The organism is Neorhizobium phenanthreniclasticum, from assembly GCF_040066075.1.
GTDB lineage: Bacteria > Pseudomonadota > Alphaproteobacteria > Rhizobiales > Rhizobiaceae > Neorhizobium > Neorhizobium petrolearium.
Genome location: NZ_JBEAAL010000014.1, coordinates 139,932 through 157,384 on the forward strand (window position 1 = coordinate 139,932; position 17,453 = coordinate 157,384).

At 61.1% G+C, this 17,453-nt stretch carries 16 protein-coding genes and 1 pseudogene; 2 read left to right on the forward strand and 15 right to left on the reverse strand.

Annotation, left to right across the window (positions count from 1 at the left end; translation table 11 throughout):
- Positions 1-19: 19 nt before the first annotated feature.
- From ABK249_RS18440 to ABK249_RS18460, 5 genes are all read right to left on the reverse strand, one after another.
- Positions 20-1,318, reverse strand: a complete 1,299-nt coding sequence (locus tag ABK249_RS18440) for a TRAP transporter large permease (protein WP_227705659.1) — start codon at positions 1,316-1,318, stop codon at positions 20-22.
- A 4-nt stretch (positions 1,319-1,322) separates the two neighbouring features.
- Complete coding sequence (locus ABK249_RS18445; RefSeq protein WP_227705889.1) at positions 1,323-1,820, reverse strand: TRAP transporter small permease; 498 nt, start codon at positions 1,818-1,820, stop codon at positions 1,323-1,325.
- 130 nt (positions 1,821-1,950) lie between these two features.
- Positions 1,951-2,994 (reverse strand): TRAP transporter substrate-binding protein, encoded by a 1,044-nt coding sequence (locus tag ABK249_RS18450; RefSeq protein WP_227705658.1) that lies wholly within the window; start codon positions 2,992-2,994, stop codon positions 1,951-1,953.
- Positions 2,995-3,154: 160 nt separating this feature from the next.
- Positions 3,155-3,646, reverse strand: coding sequence for a MarR family winged helix-turn-helix transcriptional regulator (locus tag ABK249_RS18455; RefSeq protein WP_227705657.1), 492 nt, complete (start codon positions 3,644-3,646; stop codon positions 3,155-3,157).
- An 18-nt stretch (positions 3,647-3,664) separates the two neighbouring features.
- Complete coding sequence (locus ABK249_RS18460) at positions 3,665-5,113, reverse strand: aldehyde dehydrogenase (protein WP_227705656.1); 1,449 nt, start codon at positions 5,111-5,113, stop codon at positions 3,665-3,667.
- Positions 5,114-5,369: 256 nt separating this feature from the next.
- On the opposite strand from ABK249_RS18460, the gene ABK249_RS18465 reads away from it, so the two are divergent.
- Positions 5,370-6,287, forward strand: a complete 918-nt coding sequence (locus ABK249_RS18465) for a ketopantoate reductase family protein (protein WP_037145033.1) — start codon at positions 5,370-5,372, stop codon at positions 6,285-6,287.
- 459 nt (positions 6,288-6,746) lie between these two features.
- On the opposite strand, the gene ABK249_RS18470 is transcribed toward ABK249_RS18465, so the two are convergent.
- The 8 genes from ABK249_RS18470 to ABK249_RS18505 are packed head-to-tail and all read right to left on the reverse strand — an operon-like array spanning position 6,747 to position 15,322.
- Entirely contained in the window at positions 6,747-8,171 is a 1,425-nt protein-coding gene (locus tag ABK249_RS18470; RefSeq protein WP_348863597.1) for a carboxylesterase/lipase family protein, read from the reverse strand.
- Positions 8,168-9,115 carry an ABC transporter ATP-binding protein gene (locus tag ABK249_RS18475; RefSeq protein ID WP_227705655.1) on the reverse strand — a complete coding sequence of 316 codons (948 nt, stop codon included), beginning with the start codon at positions 9,113-9,115 and terminating at the stop codon, positions 8,168-8,170. The genes ABK249_RS18470 and ABK249_RS18475 overlap by 4 nt, the downstream gene beginning before the upstream one ends.
- Positions 9,112-10,137, reverse strand: a complete 1,026-nt coding sequence (locus tag ABK249_RS18480; RefSeq protein ID WP_081952624.1) for an ABC transporter ATP-binding protein — start codon at positions 10,135-10,137, stop codon at positions 9,112-9,114. Before ABK249_RS18480 ends, ABK249_RS18475 begins: the two co-directional genes overlap by 4 nt.
- Positions 10,134-11,078 carry an ABC transporter permease gene (locus ABK249_RS18485; RefSeq protein WP_037145022.1) on the reverse strand — a complete coding sequence of 315 codons (945 nt, stop codon included), beginning with the start codon at positions 11,076-11,078 and terminating at the stop codon, positions 10,134-10,136. Before ABK249_RS18485 ends, ABK249_RS18480 begins: the two co-directional genes overlap by 4 nt.
- On the reverse strand, positions 11,079-11,981 hold the full coding sequence (locus ABK249_RS18490) for an ABC transporter permease (RefSeq protein WP_037145019.1): 903 nt from the start codon (positions 11,979-11,981) through the stop codon (positions 11,079-11,081). It lies immediately after the preceding gene.
- Between the two features lie 2 nt (positions 11,982-11,983).
- The gene (locus ABK249_RS18495) at positions 11,984-13,561 is read right to left on the reverse strand and encodes an ABC transporter substrate-binding protein (RefSeq protein ID WP_037145016.1); all 1,578 of its coding nucleotides are present in this window, start codon (positions 13,559-13,561) and stop codon (positions 11,984-11,986) included.
- Complete coding sequence (locus ABK249_RS18500) at positions 13,554-13,964, reverse strand: AtuA-related protein (RefSeq protein ID WP_227705654.1); 411 nt, start codon at positions 13,962-13,964, stop codon at positions 13,554-13,556. The genes ABK249_RS18495 and ABK249_RS18500 overlap by 8 nt, the downstream gene beginning before the upstream one ends.
- Positions 13,961-15,322, reverse strand: coding sequence for an acyclic terpene utilization AtuA family protein (locus ABK249_RS18505; RefSeq protein ID WP_227705653.1), 1,362 nt, complete (start codon positions 15,320-15,322; stop codon positions 13,961-13,963). The genes ABK249_RS18500 and ABK249_RS18505 overlap by 4 nt, the downstream gene beginning before the upstream one ends.
- 121 nt (positions 15,323-15,443) lie before the next feature.
- On the opposite strand from ABK249_RS18505, the gene ABK249_RS18510 reads away from it, so the two are divergent.
- Positions 15,444-16,148, forward strand: a complete 705-nt coding sequence (locus ABK249_RS18510; RefSeq protein ID WP_052182553.1) for a GntR family transcriptional regulator — start codon at positions 15,444-15,446, stop codon at positions 16,146-16,148.
- Between the two features lie 678 nt (positions 16,149-16,826).
- Here ABK249_RS18510 and ABK249_RS18515 read toward each other — a convergent pair.
- Entirely contained in the window at positions 16,827-17,240 is a 414-nt protein-coding gene (locus ABK249_RS18515) for a hypothetical protein (RefSeq protein ID WP_227705652.1), read from the reverse strand.
- 53 nt (positions 17,241-17,293) lie between these two features.
- A pseudogene (locus ABK249_RS18520) lies at positions 17,294-17,453 on the reverse strand (transposase); the annotation flags it as partial.

Here is a 17,453-nt window from a genome sequence, read left to right on the forward strand (position 1 = left end):
GTCTCTCTTGCATGTAGGGTCAAAGGTGGCTTGGCAGCCAGGTAACGATCACCGGGAATGCGATCAGCAGCGCAAGCCGCACAACATCGGTGACGATGAAGGGAGCGACGCCCTTGAAGATCCTGGCAAAACTCAATTCAGGCACGACGCTCTTGATGACAAAGACATTCATGCCGACGGGCGGAGAAATCAGTCCGAGTTCGACCGTCATCACGACGATCACGGCAAACCAGATCGGGTCGAAACCGAGCGCGAGGATCACTGGATAGACGATCGGAACCGTCAGGATGACCATCGCCATGGCGTCCATGATGCAACCGAGAACGAGATACATCAGGATGATCAGCAGCAGGACACCATAGGACCCGATGCCAAGTCCGCCGAGAAAGGCCGTCACCTTTTGCGGTGTGCCGGTGATCGTCAGGAAATAGCCGAACAGTAGGGCGCCGATGAGGACGGTGAAGACTGCCGCCGCCGTACGGGTTGCCTGCAGAAGCGAGGTCAGGATCTTCAGCCTGTCGAGCTTGCCGCGCAGCAGGCCGATGATGAAGGCCCCACCCGCTCCGACACCGCCGGCTTCCGTCGGCGTGAACAGGCCTCCGTAAAGGCCACCGATGACGAAGAAAAACAGAAGCAGCGGCGCCCAGACATCCTTGAGAGCATGTAGGCGTTCGTTCCAACTGCTCCTCTGACCAGCACTCAGCATGTCGGGGCGCAGGCGTCCGATGATGATGATGGTGATCATGTACATCAGCACGGCGAGAATGCCGGGCACGATTCCTGCCATAAACAGCCGGCTGATGTCCTGTTCGGTAAGGATGCCATAGACGACGAGTACGGTGGACGGCGGGAACATGGCCCCCAGCGTGCCGCCGGCGGCGATCGTCCCGGCAGCGAAGGATTGCGGATAGTTGAAGCGCCGCATTTCGGGATAGGCGACGGTCGAGAAGGTCGCGGCGGTGGCAACCGACGAACCGGAAATTGCGGCGAAGCCAGCGCAGGCAACGATGGTGGCAAGCCCAAGGCCGCCGCGCAAATGCCCGATGAACGTGTTGGCCGCACGGAACAGCTCCCGGCTCATGCCGGAATTGGTGACGAAGGCGCCCATCAGCAGGAACATCGGGATGACGCCGAACGTATAGTCGGTGACAGTGCGCATGGAGGTTTGGCCGATCAGCTTCAGCGCCGGACCGAAACCGGCCAGGAGACCGAAACCGGTGACGCCGACGAGACCCATGGCCATACCAACCGGCACGCGCAGCAGCATCAGGACAAACAGCAGGACGAATCCCGATACGGCAACCAAATTCTGTGTCATGGGATTATTCCACCGGATCTGTGGTGTGTTCTCTGTTCACACTCTGGGGATTGAAGACGAGGCGGAAAGTGCGCACGGCGATCAAGATCACAGCGGCAACATCGCCGAGCCATGCCACGAGAAAAAAGGGCCAGGTGGGAAGCTGCAGGTCGTAGGTCAAGACGTTCTGCGCCCTGGTCTGGACGACCTTGTCGAACAGCATGATGGTCTGGACCGTCACGACGAGCAACAGTACCAGTGTCGCGAAGACGTCGATGTAACGCTTGTATCTCCGGCTGGCGCCTTCCCAGACGAGATCCACGGTGATGTGCGCGCCGCGATAGCTGGTCGCGGCAATTCCCCAGAAGATGAGAATGCCGAGGAACAGGCGGCCGAAATCATAACCGTCGGGGATGGCGTAGGAGAAAAAGTAACGCAGCATCACCGAGATGAAGATATCGGCGGCGACGAGACCCACAAAGCCCGCCGCGATCCACTCGATCCCCTCGATGAAACGGTCCATGGCGTTCTTGGGCGGCTGCGGCCGCACAGGCGGGGCCGCTCCGCCTGCTGTTTCGGGCGTCATGAGCCCCTCCTCTCTTGTCGTGAAGGAACCCGGCCGATGCTGCGATCAGCTTCGGCCGGATCGAGGATCAGAACGCGGCCTTGTTGTCCGCCAGGCTCTTCTTCAGATCGCCCAGAATCTCGGCCGGGTCATAACCCTTGGCCGTGACCTGCTTTTCCCAGTTCGCCTGCAGCGGAGACACGGCCTTGCGCCATTCGGCGACCTGTTCCGGCGTCAGTTCCACAACCTCGTGGCCCGGGGCAGCCTTCATCTTATCTCGGCCGGCATGCTCGAAGTCGGTCCAGGCGGAGGAAAGCTTCACTGCCCATGCGGTGCTGCAATGGTCGTCCAGCACCTTCTTCTGCGCGGCGGAGGCGTTGTCGTAGACGTCCTTGTTCATCGTCCACGTGTAGGCCGTGGTGTAGAGCGGAACGTCGAGCGTGTACTTGGTCACCTTGTCGATGCCGAACAGGAAGATCGAGTTCCAGGGGAAGGTGATCGCATCGGCGATGCCGCGCTCCAGCGCATCCCGCGATTCCGGCGCGGAAGCCTGGACATTGGTACCGCCGAGCGTCGTCACCAGTTCGCCCATCGTCTGCTGCGCCGGACGGACCTTGAGGCCCTTGACGTCGGACGGCAGGGTGATCTTCTTGCGGGAATGCAGCGCGCCCGGATCATGGACGAAGGCGAGGCAGAAATGCGTGTCGGCCATCTCCTTCGGAGCATATTTTCTGTACCAGCTATCGATCGCTGCCGTGCCCCCCTTGGCATCGGCAACGATAAACGGAAGCTGAGCAGCATTGATGACCGGGAAGCGGCCGGGCTGATATCCGGGACTTACATAACCGACGTCGGCGATACCGTCGCGGACCATATCGTAGTGGTCGAACGCCTTGCCGAGCTGTTCGGCCGGGAAAACGGACGCGGTGATCGTGCCACCCGACGCCTTGGCTATGCTGTCGGCCCATTCCTGGGTGGATTTCACCAGCGGATGCACCGGCGGCACCCAGAGGGAAATCTTGAGATTGATCTGCTTGTCCTGTGCGGATGCCGGCAGGGCTCCCGACGCCAATACGGCCATGGCGCCGACAGTCGCGGCGACCAGACCCTTGATTACTTTGTGTTTCGACATGTGCTCCTCCTTGGTTAGCTGCGGCAGGCAAACCGCGTTCGTTTTCGGCATCCTCCACGGAAGCCGAAGTCCGCGGGACGGGTCCCGCCGATTGTCTATGTCTTCAGATGCTTGCCGCCCAGCCTGAACCTGCAGTCAGGCACGAGGCGACAGCCATCGCTCAGCCGTTGCCGAGCGAATTCACAATTCTGGCCAGGATCGCGATCAGCGCGGCCTTGTCCTCGCCGACGATCTCATCTAGCCGCCGGTCATGCTTGCGGGCGATGGCATGCAGGCGCGCCTGCATCTTCCGTCCTTCATCGGTCAGCCGGACGCTGTAGCTGCGCTGGTCGTCCGGGTTCTGCTGCCGCTCGATCATGCCACGGATCGAAAGCCCCTTCAGAGTCGCCGTCAGCGTCGATCGGTCCCGGCCGCAGACCCTACTGAGTTCCGACGGCGTCAGGCCGTCATATTCCGACAGGATGGTCAGAATGGAGTACCAGCCGGGCTTCAGATCCGCCTTGTCAACGGCCGTGCTGAAAGCCTGGAAGGACGCCTCCTGAGCGACCCGGAGGTGATATCCGAGAACGTTCCGGAAGGCCGCCGGAATGAGCACGTCGCTCTCTTCCGGCCGGGAAGCTTCCAGTTTCGGTTTTGCCGATGATTTCGCCATCGCCCTTCCGCCTCGCCGTCAGAACGGGTAGTGCTGATGCGGATCCTCGACGGTGATCCAGCGCAGGTCCGTGAATTCCGCGATCGCCGCACGGCCGCCGAACCGGCCGTAACCGGATGCCTTGACGCCGCCGAAAGGCATCTGCGCCTCGTCATGGACAGTCGGGCCGTTGATATGGCAAATGCCGCTTTCGATGCGGCGCGCAACCGCCATGGCGCGCTGGATATCGCGGCTGAAGACCGCCGAGGAGAGGCCGTATTCGGTATCGTTGGCGATCCTGATCGCTTCATCGTCGCCCTTGACGCGGATGACGCTCTTGGCCGGACCGAAGGACTCTTCCGAATAGATGCGCATGTCCCGCGTCACCTTGTCGACCAGCGTCGCTTCCATGATGGCACCATTGCGATTGCCGCCGGCCACCAGGGCCGCACCCTTGGCAACAGCATCCTGAACCATTTCCTCGACCCGCTCGGCCGCTTGGAGGCTGACCAGAGAGCCCAGGACGACATGCCCGCGCGGATCACCCGATGGAAGGCCCTTTGCCTTGGCGGCGAGCTTTTCGACGAAGGTGTCGGCGACCTTCTCGTCGACGATGATCCGCTCCGTAGACATGCAGATCTGGCCTTGGTTCATATAGGCGCCGAAAGCTGCCGCGTTGACGGCGGCATCGAGGTCCGCATCGTCCAGGACGATCAGCGGGGCCTTGCCGCCGAGCTCGAGCAGGACCGGCTTCAGGTGTTCCGCCGCCAGCTTGGCGATGATCTTGCCGACGCGCGTCGAGCCGGTGAAATTGATGCGCTTGACGGCAGGATGAGCGACCAGAGCCTCGACGACCTCTGCGGCATCGGCGGGTGCGTTGGTGACGACGTTGACGACGCCCTTCGGGAAACCGGCCTCGCGCATTACCTGGCCAATGAGGCGGTGGGTCGCCGGGCACATTTCCGACGCCTTCAGCACGACCGTATTGCCACAAGCGAGCGGCATGGCGATGGCGCGGGTACCGAGAATGACTGGTGCATTCCACGGCGCGATGCCGACGCAGACACCAGCCGGCTGGCGGATGGCCATCGCCATATTGCCGGGCTTGTCGGACGGAATGATCTCGCCGGAGACCTGGGTCGTCATGGAGGCCGCTTCGCGCAGGACATTGGCGGCGAACATCGTGTTGAAGCCGCCCCATGGGCCGGTCGAGCCGGTTTCAGCGGTCATCAGCCGGATAAATTCACCGGCCTTGGAATCCATGATGTCGGCGGCTTTGAGAAGCAGCTTGCGGCGCTCACCCGGGCCGATCGCCGACCATTGCGGAAAAGCGGCGGCAGCGGCGTCGGCTGCGGCACGCGCATCGGCAGGACCGCCCGCCGGCGCCTTGGTGGCGACCTCGCCCGTTACCGGATCGATACGCTCGAAAACGGCACCCGACTGCGCAGCGCGATCGTCGTTATCGATCAGAAACTGAATGCTATCCACGATATCCTCCCTTTCTTGTGAACCCAAATAGCCGCGTGACAGCACACTGTCCGGCTTCTCCGTATTAGGTCGCTTTTTCCTCCGACGGCAAGCGCTGCGGCCTGCCTTGCTCTTGTTGTGAACCGTAGCCAAAAGGCTTTCTCGCTGCAAGATAGTTTGATAACAAAATTTTTGACGTCAAACTATCTTGCGGCAAAAACGGTTTTCCGGGATAATCCGGAGACGATGCGGAGGAGCATCGGGAAGGGACAAAACCATGAGAATTGCCGTCATCGGGGCCGGCGCCATGGGCGGCCTGTTCGCCGCCCGGCTTGCGGGAAGCGGGCAAGATGTTTCGTTGATCGACGTCGCTCCGGCGCAGATCGAAGCCATCAAAGCGAACGGCCTGCGGTTGACCGGCGACGATGGAGAAAAGACCTATTCCCTACCGATCGGAGCGGCGGAACGGTATACGGGTGCCTTCGATCTGCTGATCGTGTTCACCAAGGGCATGCACACCGAAGCGGCGATGGCAGCCGCTCGGCATCTGATCGGGCCGCAAACGCTTGCGCTCACGGTGCAGAACGGCATCGGCAATGTCGAGACGATCGAGGCTTTCATTCCGCGGGAACGCATCGCCATGGGCATGACCAACTGGCCTTCGACGCTCGTCGCACCCGGGCACATTCGCGTGCCGGGCGACGGACAGATCCGGATCTGGGCGGCGAACGGCGTCCCCTCACCCGGGCTGCAGGATCTTTGCAATATGCTGGAAAACGCCGGGCTGAACTGCGAACTGGACCCAGCGGTGGAGGTCGCGATCTGGGAAAAGCTCGCCTTCAACGCGGCCTTGAATTCGCTCGCGGCGGCGACCGACCTGACCGTCGGCGAGATGGCGGACCGGCAGGAAGCAAGGCAGATCGTCTTCGCCATCCTGTCGGAAGCGCTAGCCGTCGCGAAGGCCCGTGGCCTCGATGTCGATGTGGAGCGGACGCGGCAATCGGTGGAACATGCCTTTGCGCACCATCGCCCTCACAAGCCCTCGATGCTCCAGGACCGCCTCGCCGGCCGGCCAATGGAGATCGGCACAATCACCGGTGCGGTTGCCCGGGAAGGTCTCCGGCAGGGCGTATCCACGCCCGTGACGGCAGCATTTGCAAACCTTCTATCGCTCTTCGAGCGGAAGAATGTATAAAGCGGTCTGTCCATCCATATGGCATGGGCGAGGCTGATGATTACTGCTCCGACCACTGCGACGTAGCTGCGTTGACTGCTGGCTGGAAAGCAGTTGTTGCTAAACTCACCATGCGCTGAATACGTCGGCTGGAAAACATTACGGTGCATCGGCGTGGTGAGAGACACATTGGCATCGGTGACCCCAGGGTTCGCGAACAGATCCGAACCTACGGTACCTCACTTCTCACGCTGAAGTTCGTACTTTTGCTTCAGCTCAGCAGATGTATTCATGACCGGACCTACCGGCCCGAATGTCAACGTTTCGGACAGTTCTGGTGCGATAGAAACTTGAATTTGTGCGGTCTGCTCACAACCCTTGAAGCAATTTGAACCGCCGACTCAGAACCATGCGCCAATCTCCTGTCGCACGGTGGAGTATACTTGGAGATCGATACTGCCATAATGGTGGCAAGAGAATTCACTCGAACCGTTTGATGAAGCGGTTTTTTTGAAAATCCTGCCAAGGCGCCGTCCCGGTGTGGGCGAAGGTTTGCAAAGCGTCCGACATCTCGTTGGCAAGCTTCACCGCATGGGGCTTGCCACCGGCAAGCGGCACCCGTTCTGCCTCCACGTTTCCGAATACGAACGGTTCATCGAAGGAGTGCGAGGAACCCAGCCTGCCGCCCTCGAACTCCGGCACCCAGCCGAATTCGTAGGCGAAGGCTTTGCCGTCCGCGTTCCCGTGAGTCTCGGCGGTCCGCTGGGCGGTATCGCGGTAGATGGTTGCCGATAGGAAACGTTCCTCCAATTCGGCCAGGCCGGCTTTTGGGTAAGCCCTTTCAATTTCAGATAATACCGTTTCCGATTTGTCGGGAAAAAAGCGTGCAACAGTTGAAAGTACGCGCTCTCGGCCCTTCGGCGCCGGCATGATGCCCAAGGCATACCACATGCTTGCCTCGTCTCTCGTCCAGCCGACGACCATCTGCTTGTCGCGGAAGGTTCCTGCGGCAAGGCCGTCGAGCGGATGGCGCTTCAGGCTCGCGCCGTCGAGCACGATGCCCATCGTCCTGCCCCCGGGTGAATTGCGTTCGCCAAGGTCGGTGGCGATGATCTCTTCCTGCACGGTGAGAATGCGCTCGACCGGCAGGGCCTGCAGGGCATCGTGATCGCCGGGGCGGATGCCGGTGCGGTCCAGAAAATCGAGGGCCATGGAGCTTGCCGTCCGCGGATCGATGATCCGGCTTGCCGAACCACTCATCATCCAGGCCCGCCGAAAAAGATGGGCAATGCCATCCATACCGAACAACGCACCGATAGTGAAACCGCCAGATGACAGGCCGACAAGCGTGACATTGTCCCGATCGCCGCCGAAGGCTCCGATATTCGCCTGGACCCATTCCAGCGCCAGAACGAGATCGAGCATGCCGCGATTGGCAGGCGATCCATCGCCCATCACCTCGCCAAGATGCAGAAAACCCAGCGCGCCGGTACGGAAATTTGGCCGGACATAAACGAGGTCCCCACGTTCGACGAAACCGAGTTCATCCTGATAACCGCCATTGACGGACCCGGTCTGGAAACCGCCACCGAACACGTGCACTACGACCGGCCGCTTGCCGCCATTGGCTGCCGGCGTGAAGACGTTGAGGTTGAGGCAGTCCTCGCCGGTCAAGAAACCCGTATTGCGCGGCGTCCATACGGGTACCGGTCGACGGATCTGTGGCGGCGCGTTGCCCGGCTGCGTCGCATCGACAAGGCCTTTGGCCACGACCGCTTTCGCCGGCTGAAAGCGCAGGGCGCCGACCGGTGGCTCGCCATAGGGGATGCCGAAAAAGCTAAGGCCACTCTCGGAGACGACGCCGCGATAGATCGCCTCGCAGCTCGAAACATCGATCGTCTTCATGCGCTTGGAGCCTTCTCCAGCAGATGGCAGGCCGCCCGCTGGCCGCAACCGAGCTCACGCATTCCCGGCGCTTCGAGGACACAGCGTTCATGAGCATGCGGACAGCGGGTGCGAAAGGCGCAGCCGCTCGGTGCGGCATGGGCGCTTGGGATTTCACCGGAGAGCCGGGCGCGTTTGCCCGCTCCCCTGCCCGGTGCGGAAGCGAGCAGCGCCTGGGTATAGGGATGCGCCGGAGCGCCGTATATCCGCTCGCGCGGTCCCTGTTCAACGATCTCGCCAAGATACATGACCGCGATCTCATCGCACATGAATTGCACGACCCTGAGATCATGCGAGATGAACAGCATGGTCGTGCCATGCCGCTCCTGCAAATCGCGCAACAGGTTCAACACCTGCGCCTGCACAGAAACGTCCAGCGCGCTGACCGGCTCGTCGGCAACGATCAGGTCCGGATTGGTGGCAAGCGCACGGGCGATCGCGATGCGCTGGCGCTGGCCGCCGGAGAACTCATGTGGAAACCGGTCTAGCGCGGCCGCCGGCAGTCCGACTTCGGCAAGCAGGCTGCGGGCAGCTTCTAGCCGCGAAGCGGGCGTGCCTATACCATGGACCATCTGTGGTTCGGTCAGCGTCTCGCGTACAGTCATGCGGCCGTTCAGCGATCCGAAGGGATCCTGAAAGATCATCTGCATGTGGCGCCGCTCGCGGCGTAACTCTTCCTGCTTCATGGCGGAAAGATCCGTTCCCCGGAAGCGGATGTCGCCGGACGTCGGATCGATGAGCCGCAGCACTAGGCGGGCGGTCGTCGACTTGCCGCTGCCGGATTCGCCGACGATGCCGAAGGTTTTGCCCCTGGTGATGGAAAAGGAGACATTTCGGACGGCCTTGACCGCCTTGAAGGATTTCGAAAGGCCGCGCACTTCGAGCACGGGCGAAACGGTATTCATGATGCCGAGACCTCCTCGACCGGGTGCCAGCAGCGGACCGTGGAACTGCCGACAGCGTCAAGACCGGGATGGGTGCGACATTGTTCATCCGCGTGCTGGCAACGGGGTGCGAACCGACAGCCCTCGGGCCACGCCCCGACCGGCGGTACCGTGCCGGGGATCGGTGTCAGTCGATTGCGGGTTTCGCCATGCGCCGGAATGGCGTCGATCAGGCCGCGTGTATAGGGATGGCGCGGTGTCTCGACGATCTCCCGGCTCGTCGCCCGCTCCACCACGTCGCCGGCATACATGACGACAGCCCGGTCGCAGAAGTCGCCGACCACTTCCAGATCGTGGGTGATGAAGAGCATGGCGAGATCGAGCTCACGGCGCATGTCTTCCAGAAGGTCAAGAACCTGGGCCTGGATCGTCACGTCGAGCGCGGTAGTCGGCTCGTCGGCGATGATCAGCGATGGCCCGCAGGAAATGGCGAGCGCGATCATCACGCGTTGGCGCATGCCGCCGGAAAGTTCGTGGACATACCCTTTGAGGATATCCTTTGCGCGGGGAATTCCGACCTTCACCAGCAGTTCGGCAGCGCGGTCCATCGCCGCCCGCTGGCCGAGCCCGAGATTGTGGCTCAGCGTATCGGTCATCTGCCGGCCGATTGTCAGCGTCGGGTGCAGGGCCGTCATCGGCTCCTGAAAGATAAAGCCCATATGGCGACCGCAGAGCTTGCGGCGCTCTCTCGGGGAAAGATCGGAAATGCGTTGCCCGTTCAGCCGGATTTCACCGGTGACGACCGCATTATCCGGCGCAAGCCCCATGATCGCACTGGCGGTGATCGACTTGCCGCAGCCGGATTCGCCGACCAGCGCCACTGCCTCGCCACGACCGATCGAGAACGAAATGTCGGTAACGATCGGCAGCAAGGCGCCTTCGTCGCGGAATGACAGGGACAGTTCCTCGACCTCCAGAACCGGGACGGTCTTCACGGCCTCCTGCGGTAGGCCAAGCGCTTCCGATGGAATATGCGTGTTCATTGGTAGCGTATCCGGGGATCAAGGAGTGCGTAGACGATGTCGATCGCTAGATTGAGCACGGCAAGGATCAACGAAATGGTCAGAACCCCGCCTTCGACGAGCGGATAATCGCGGCGGGCAACCGCTTCCACCAGCATGCGGCCGAGGCCCGGCAAGGCGAAGATGATCTCGATCGCGACGGCGCCGCCCAGCATATGGCCAGCCGCAAGCCCGACAACGGTGATGACCGGAATGGAGGCCGTCCGCAGCGCGTAGCTGCCGATCACCTTGCGCTCCGGCAGTCCTTGAGCCCGCGCGGTCGTGATATATGGCTCGTTCAGCACGTCAAGCATGGAGGAGCGCATCATCCGTGTCATCAGTGCCGACTGGCGCACGCCAAGCGCCAGCGCCGGAAGAAAGATGGTCGCAGCAAAGGCGACGATGCCGGCTGACGGAGGATTGTAGCCCGCGACGGGAAACCAGCGCAACGTCACTGCAAACAGGAAAATCAGCAGTAACGCGAACCAGAATTCCGGTACCGATATGCCGAGCACTGCGCCGACGATAACCCCCCGGTCGATTGGCTTGTTGCGGTTCATCGCAGAAATCAGGCCAAGCGTCACGCCGATGACGACCGTCAGCGAAAGAGCCACCAGCGCGAGCAGGATGGTGACGCCGGCATATTCAGGGATGATTTTCATCACCGTCTCGCGGAAAAAGATCGACTGGCCGAGATCCAGCGTCACGATGTCCTTGAGCCAGATGAAGAACTGGACGTAGATCGGTTGATCGAGCCCGAGTTCGGTTCTCAGCGCGGCAATCTGGTCGGCAGTCGCCTGATCACCCAGCATCATGCCGGCGGGATCGCCCGGCGACAGACGCAGCAGCAGGAAGACCAGGATCAACGGCACGAAGATCGTTGGAAGAATGAGCAGGAAGCGCCTGCCGAGATAGGTCAGCATCTAGCGTCTCCTTGCAAGCCGGGGATCAAGCACATCGCGCAATGCGTCACCCAGCAGGTTGAGCGAAAGAATGGTCAGCATCAGCGCCAAACCCGGAAACAGCACGATCCAAGGCGCCTGGCTGATGTAATTTCGCGCTTCGGTCAGCGCGTTACCCCAACTCAGATCCCTAGGGCCAATACCGACGCCGATGAAGCTCAGTCCAGCTTCGCCAAGTACGGCTGCGGAGAAGATGAACGAGGTTTGGACGAGGATCGGCGAGCTGACGGCCGGCAGCACGTAGCGGGAGAGGATGCGTAGCGTCGGCACGCCGACGGCGCGCGCCGCCTCGATCATTTGCAGCTCGCGGACGACAAGCACCTGGCCGCGGACAATGCGTAGCGAAGGCGCTATCAGCACGATCGACAACGACGTAATGACTGTCGTGACGCTCGGCCCCATGATGCCGGCGGCTGCCGTTGCCAGCACGATGCCCGGGAAAGCCATCATCCCGTCGACGAAGCGCATCAAGACGACGTCCACCTTGCGATAAAAGCCGGAAATCACCCCCAGCACGATCGCCACGGACATGGAGACCAGCGTGACGATAAGGCCGACGAGCAGTGAGGTACGCGAGCCATGCAGCACCATTTTGAATATGTCGCGACCGAGATTGTCGGTGCCGAAAAGATGTTCGGGGCCCGGCGGGGTAAACCGCAGGGCGGGGCTCACCCGCATGGGATTGCCGGGTGCGATCACCGGCGCCAGGATTGCTCCCAGCGCCATAAGAACGAGCACGGCGATGGAAAAGACGGCCGCGGGGTTGCGGACCAATCTTTGCCATAGCGGCCGGTGGCTAGAAACGAGGGTCGCCTCCTCTCCGGTGGCCGGGCTCTCGGACAGGCTTTGCTCGATCGTGCTCATCCTCAATTCGCCGGCGGCGGCGCCACGTTGTAGAAGTCGTCCGAGCGGGCCGGAATCCTCTGCGGATTACCCACACCCTTGCGCATGCCATACATGTTGGACTCCGTCCCGTATTTGATGAACGGGAACTGATCATAGGCAAGCGCATGGATCTTTTCGAAGATCGCCTTGCGCTCCGTCGGGTCGATCGTCGTCGCGATCTGCTTCATCAGCCCGGTCTTTTCCGGATTATCCCAGAAGCCCGGATAGGTCGGGTTGAGATAAGCGATCGAGGTCGGGTCGACATAAGTCGGCAGGAAGCTGGAGAAGGCGTCCATCTGCGCCGCATTGGCGCGGGTCTGGATATAATTCGCCATAGGGGACTGAATGATATCCACCTTGATGCCGAACTCTTCGAGCTGCTGACTGGCGGTGATCGCCGTCAGATAGTGCTTCTGGTACTGTTCGCTTGCGACCAGCCAGCGAATCGGCTGGCCATTGTAGTTCGACTTGCCGAGATATTCCTTTACCTTGGCCGCATTCGGCTTGCCGAAGCCATCCGGAACGCCGGCCTTGGTGTACCAGAAGGAATTCGGATCGGGGATCCAGCTTGGATCGAGCGTATAGAATTCCTTCTTGCCGACAGACGCCTGCATGATCGGTTCCATCTCCAGCGCGTAATAGATGGCGCGGCGCAGGTTGACGTCAGCCAGAACGCCTTCCTTGGTATTGAACACCACCGTCAGCGACTGGTTGTTCGGCACGACGACCGGTTCGGTGCCGGAGTTGTTCTTCAATGCGTCATAGAAGTCGGACGGCAGCTCGCGGGCGATATCGATCTGCCCCGTGATTAGCGCATCGCGACGCACGGAAGGCTCCGGCATCAGACGTAGATCGATCTCGTCGGCGTAGGCATATTTTGCGCCGGACATTGCCGATGCAGGCTCCTTCCGGCTCTGGTAATCGTCCCACCGGGTGAGTTTGGCGCCCTGGTCGGGCTGGTAGCTGGTCAGCGTATAGGGACCGGTGCAATCCAACCCCTTTGTGCCGACCGTGGCGGATGCTCCTTCAAGAGACTTGGCCGACATGATGGCCGATTGCGCGCCAGCCAGCAGACCTGGCAGGATCGGGCTCGGACTCGCCAGCTCGAATTCGACGGTCTTGTCATCCACCGCCTTGATCGACTTGGTCGTCGCTTTCAGCGATGCGCCGATACCGGCGGATTCGCGGAAGCGGTTAAGCGACGCGACGACGTCGGCCGAGGTCAGCGGCGCGCCGGAATGGAATTTCAGTCCCGAGCGCAGCACAACGGTGAGCTTCAGCCCGTCGTCGCTGTATTTGAATGAATCCGCCAGCATCGGCTGAGGCGTCCATTTTTCATCCAGCCCGAAAAGGCCTTCGCAGACGATATAGGACGTTCCCCAGTTGACGCCGAATGTCGTAACAACCGGGTCGGGCGATGGTGCCATCTGTGAGATGCCGATGCGAAGGTTGCCACCGCGCTTGATTTCCTGCGCGCCCGCTGGCGCGGCGATCATTGCTGCCGCAGAAATGCCGGCCAACAGAGCCGGCAAAAGCGTCAGGGTCCTCTTCTTATTCATTGTCCACTCCTCCCATGACTGGATCAAAATTTGGCGTTCGCGACCGGACGGCCGCAGCAGATGATTGAATGTGCGACGGAAGCTCGACCGGGAGGTCGAGCACCAGGAAAGACAGGGTCTTTCCGTGCGTGTCGAGGCTAAGGCTGGAATTGACCCCGCCTTCCAAAGCGTCGTCGATGACAAAATTGAGCGCCTGCAGCTTCGGCAGTTCATAGCGCACGACACGCGTAACGCCCCGATGCGCGAAGAGCGCTGCGATGCGCGCTTCTGTTACCTGTTCAAGCAGGATCGGCCAGAATTCCGTGCGGTAGGCGATGACGTTGACGTTCAGCCGATTGCCCTTGTCGCCGGCGCGGCCATGGGCGATCGCATGCAGCGGTACGGTGATGCGGTCCCGTGTCATGACGTCTCTCCGATAAAGGAATGCGAGACCGATACGAGCGAACGGGGGACGAGATGTGAAACCGTCCGCACCCGCGGGCGCACGCTCTGGCGCACTCCGCCGCCGCCCGCCGGTCCGCAGCAATAGAGCGCGTTGACCTCCTGCACCGCCGCCTCAACGGCGCCTGCCTCGCCGCCGAAGGCGAAACGGACGCGATAATCGCCATCGTTTTCGCCGCGAAATCCCTCAAACAGCGTGCCGCTGTCGTCATCGAAAACGCTGGTCGTACCGATCACGTCGGCCCGCGATGCCACATCGAGCGCCCGCTTTGCCAGCCGGTCGCGCATGATCGAAACAGCAAGCCGCGCGCGTTGAAGAGCGTTCGGCCCAGCATACGAAATCTCTGCCTCTCCCAGCCAGTCGCCGTAATATCCAACCGTCGCCTTCAACGTTGTCGGCGCTGCATGCCCGCGGGCGCCCGTGACCCGAACCCGATCACGACCCACAGCAACGACCTCAACCTCGGTTAGGTCGAGCGTCACGTCCGGTGTCAGATAGGCTGCAGGATCATGAATTTCGTAAAGAAGCTGTTCTTTGACAGTGCGCGTGTCAACGCAGCCACCGGTACCTTCCGCCTTGGTGAGGACGAAAGTGCCATCGGCCTCCACCTCGGCGATCGGAAAGCCGATATTGGCGGGATCTGGTACATCCTTATAGCCCGGATCGGCAAAGAAGCCGCCCGAGACCTGCGAGCCGCATTCGAGCAGGTGCCCTGCCAGCGTGCCGGCAGCCAGTAGATCGAGATCATTCCAGTCCCAGCCGAAATGAGCCACCAGCGGCCCGAGTGCCAGTGCCGGATCGGCCACGCGCCCTGTTACAACGACCTGCGCGCCAGCACGGATTGCTTCGGCGATCGGACGCGCCCCTATATAGGCATTAACGGCGATCACGTCCCCCGACGGGGCCGGCAGATGGCGATCGCCTTCCCAGCGCTCAGTCGCACTGATATCGACCCGCCCGACCAGATCATCGCCCTCGACCACCGCTATGCGGGCGCCGGCAAAGCCCTGCGCCTCAGCCATCGCACGGATTGTATCGGCCGCAGCGCGAGGGTTGGCGCAGCCGAAATTGCCGACAATAACGATACGGTTTTCCACACAGGTCTTTAGGATCGGCGGCAGGAACTGTTCGAGCAACGGCTCGTAACCGGCTTTCGGATCGCGCCGCTTGGCGATCTGGCCAAGCGCCAGCGTACGCTCGCCAATCGTCTCGAAAATGATCGCGCCACCCTCACCTGTCGCAGCAATCGCCTCGACGACAGGCTGCGCCGCGTCGATGCGATCTCCCGAAAATCCCGCTCCACTGCCGATGCGATACACCCGATTTCCTCCGTCGAAAATTTCATAGGTAATATTATCGATAATGTCAACGATGATTGTTTTGAGCCCCAAGATGAGTTATTGCTTTCGAACATCGGTAGCGTGCGAGAGTCGCAAATAAATGGATGAAACTGCAGAGAAAAGCGGCAGCTGGGAAGCGGTATACAAGGACCTGCAGCGCAAGATCATTTCCGGCGCCTGCCGGCCGCGGGAGCGGTTGATCGAAGATGAAATCATGGTCCGCACCGGCGCGACTCGCCATGGCGTGCGGCGGGCTTTCGACGAGCTGGAAAAGGTCGGCCTCGTCATTCGCCAGCCGAACAAGGGTGTCCAGGTTCGGGATTATTCTATTCGCGAGGTGGAGGAACTTTACGAAATCCGCGAATGCCTCGAAACGCAGGCAGCGCGGCATTTTTCAAGGCCGGCAGAACCGCAGTTCATCACCTTCCTGACAGACATTGCCGAAAAGCATCGCGAGGCTTCGCGCGCCATGCGGTTCTCCGAGGTGTTCACGCTCAACAATACGTTCCATGAAACGCTTTATGAGCACGCCGGCAACAAACGGCTGGCCGAAGCGATCCAACATTATACGTTCTCGACCCATCCAATCCGCACTCGTGCCTTCCCCAACGAGGAGATGCGCGAAGTGGCGATCGAAGAACATTTTGCGATGATTGAGGCGATCCGACAGGGAGATGGGAACCATCTGGCCGACATCATCCGTCGCCATATCGGTAGGCCAAAGGACTTTTATCTACAGGCGACCAACATAGAGGCTTCCTTTGAAGAAGACCTGGGCGCAGCGAGCAAGGACACTGCACTCTAGGCAGCCACGTGTGATAAACCGTATCGCTCTCGACAACCCACGCTCTTGAAAGGATCGAACCGCCGATCCAGCAGGACCTTTATCCAAGCGTCCGATAATACGGTCTTTTCGAGCTTAAATAGTGTCAAAGCTGATTAGAGGTGCGACGTGGTCAGCCGGTTAGACATGCGACACGCGACATCTCCACTGGCGCTGGCGGCAGCCCCCGATCCGACCTGCTGGGCCGGGTCGCAAGGGCGGAGCGGGGGCGGGTGATGAGGCTCACCTTCGGCTTTAGCTTCCTCGGTAGTCAAACAACCGACCACCTTCAGATTCGCGGCCGCTTCGGTTCTGCTTTAGATCTTTGCTATGGCCCTTGCTCGCAAAATAGTCCTTCACAGCCCGATCTCTGCCTCGCTGAAGGCGTATCGCTGCTTGCGATCGTCGGGCCTGGAGCAGCCAAGCTTGAAGATCAGGTAGATTGGATCGTTGTTGGTGACGGCAGCAATCCAAGCCGATTCCTTTGCACCACATCACATCCTGACGAGCCACCCGATGATGTGCTCGACATGGCGAATGCTTGGGACGCTGGTGGCCGTGTGTCTTCGACCCAGACCGCAATCTTGAAGAAGCGGCCCGGAATCTTGATCCCACGGAAACTGCGGTCTCCGTCGGTGAAGATCGGCCCCGTGAACGATCTCACCGCCAGCTGTCGGCTTCCGCGTCCGTTGCAAGTACCTCGAGGCCTGCTGAATCGGGCGTCAGGGGTGTGACGATCTTGTTTTTGCGATCGATGCTCTTGGCATTTGCGCCGTCGATGTTGCAGACATCGAACCCGGTCAGGAAGCCGCGCTTGTAGCCGCTCCGGTCTCGATATTCGTCGGCGACGGCGCGTTCAGCGAATGTCGTCGCTTCGACGATGGCTGCAGCAAGCCCTGGAGGCGCCGACGGCGTGGTGGCGAGCGCAGGGATCTGCACCGAAATCTCAAGAGGGATCGTCCAGGACACGCGGCCGGTTTCGTCGACACGGGCAACCGATCCGGCCGGCTTTCCGGCAAGAACCTCGTCGCTCGGCTCAAGCTTCATCGGATTGGCTTCGGGCTGCTCGCCCATATCAAGCGCCACGGTGATACGCGAACGGACCGCGGTCGGCAATTCCGGCAACCGCCGACCCCCCTGATGGCATCGCGGACAGCCTTGGCCTTGTGCGAGCCGAGATTGTCCATCACGACGATGTCGCCGGGCGTGAGCTCCGGCACCAGCACCTTTTCGACATAGACGAGGAAGCTCGTCGCGTTGATCGGCCGGTCGATGACCCAGGGCGCG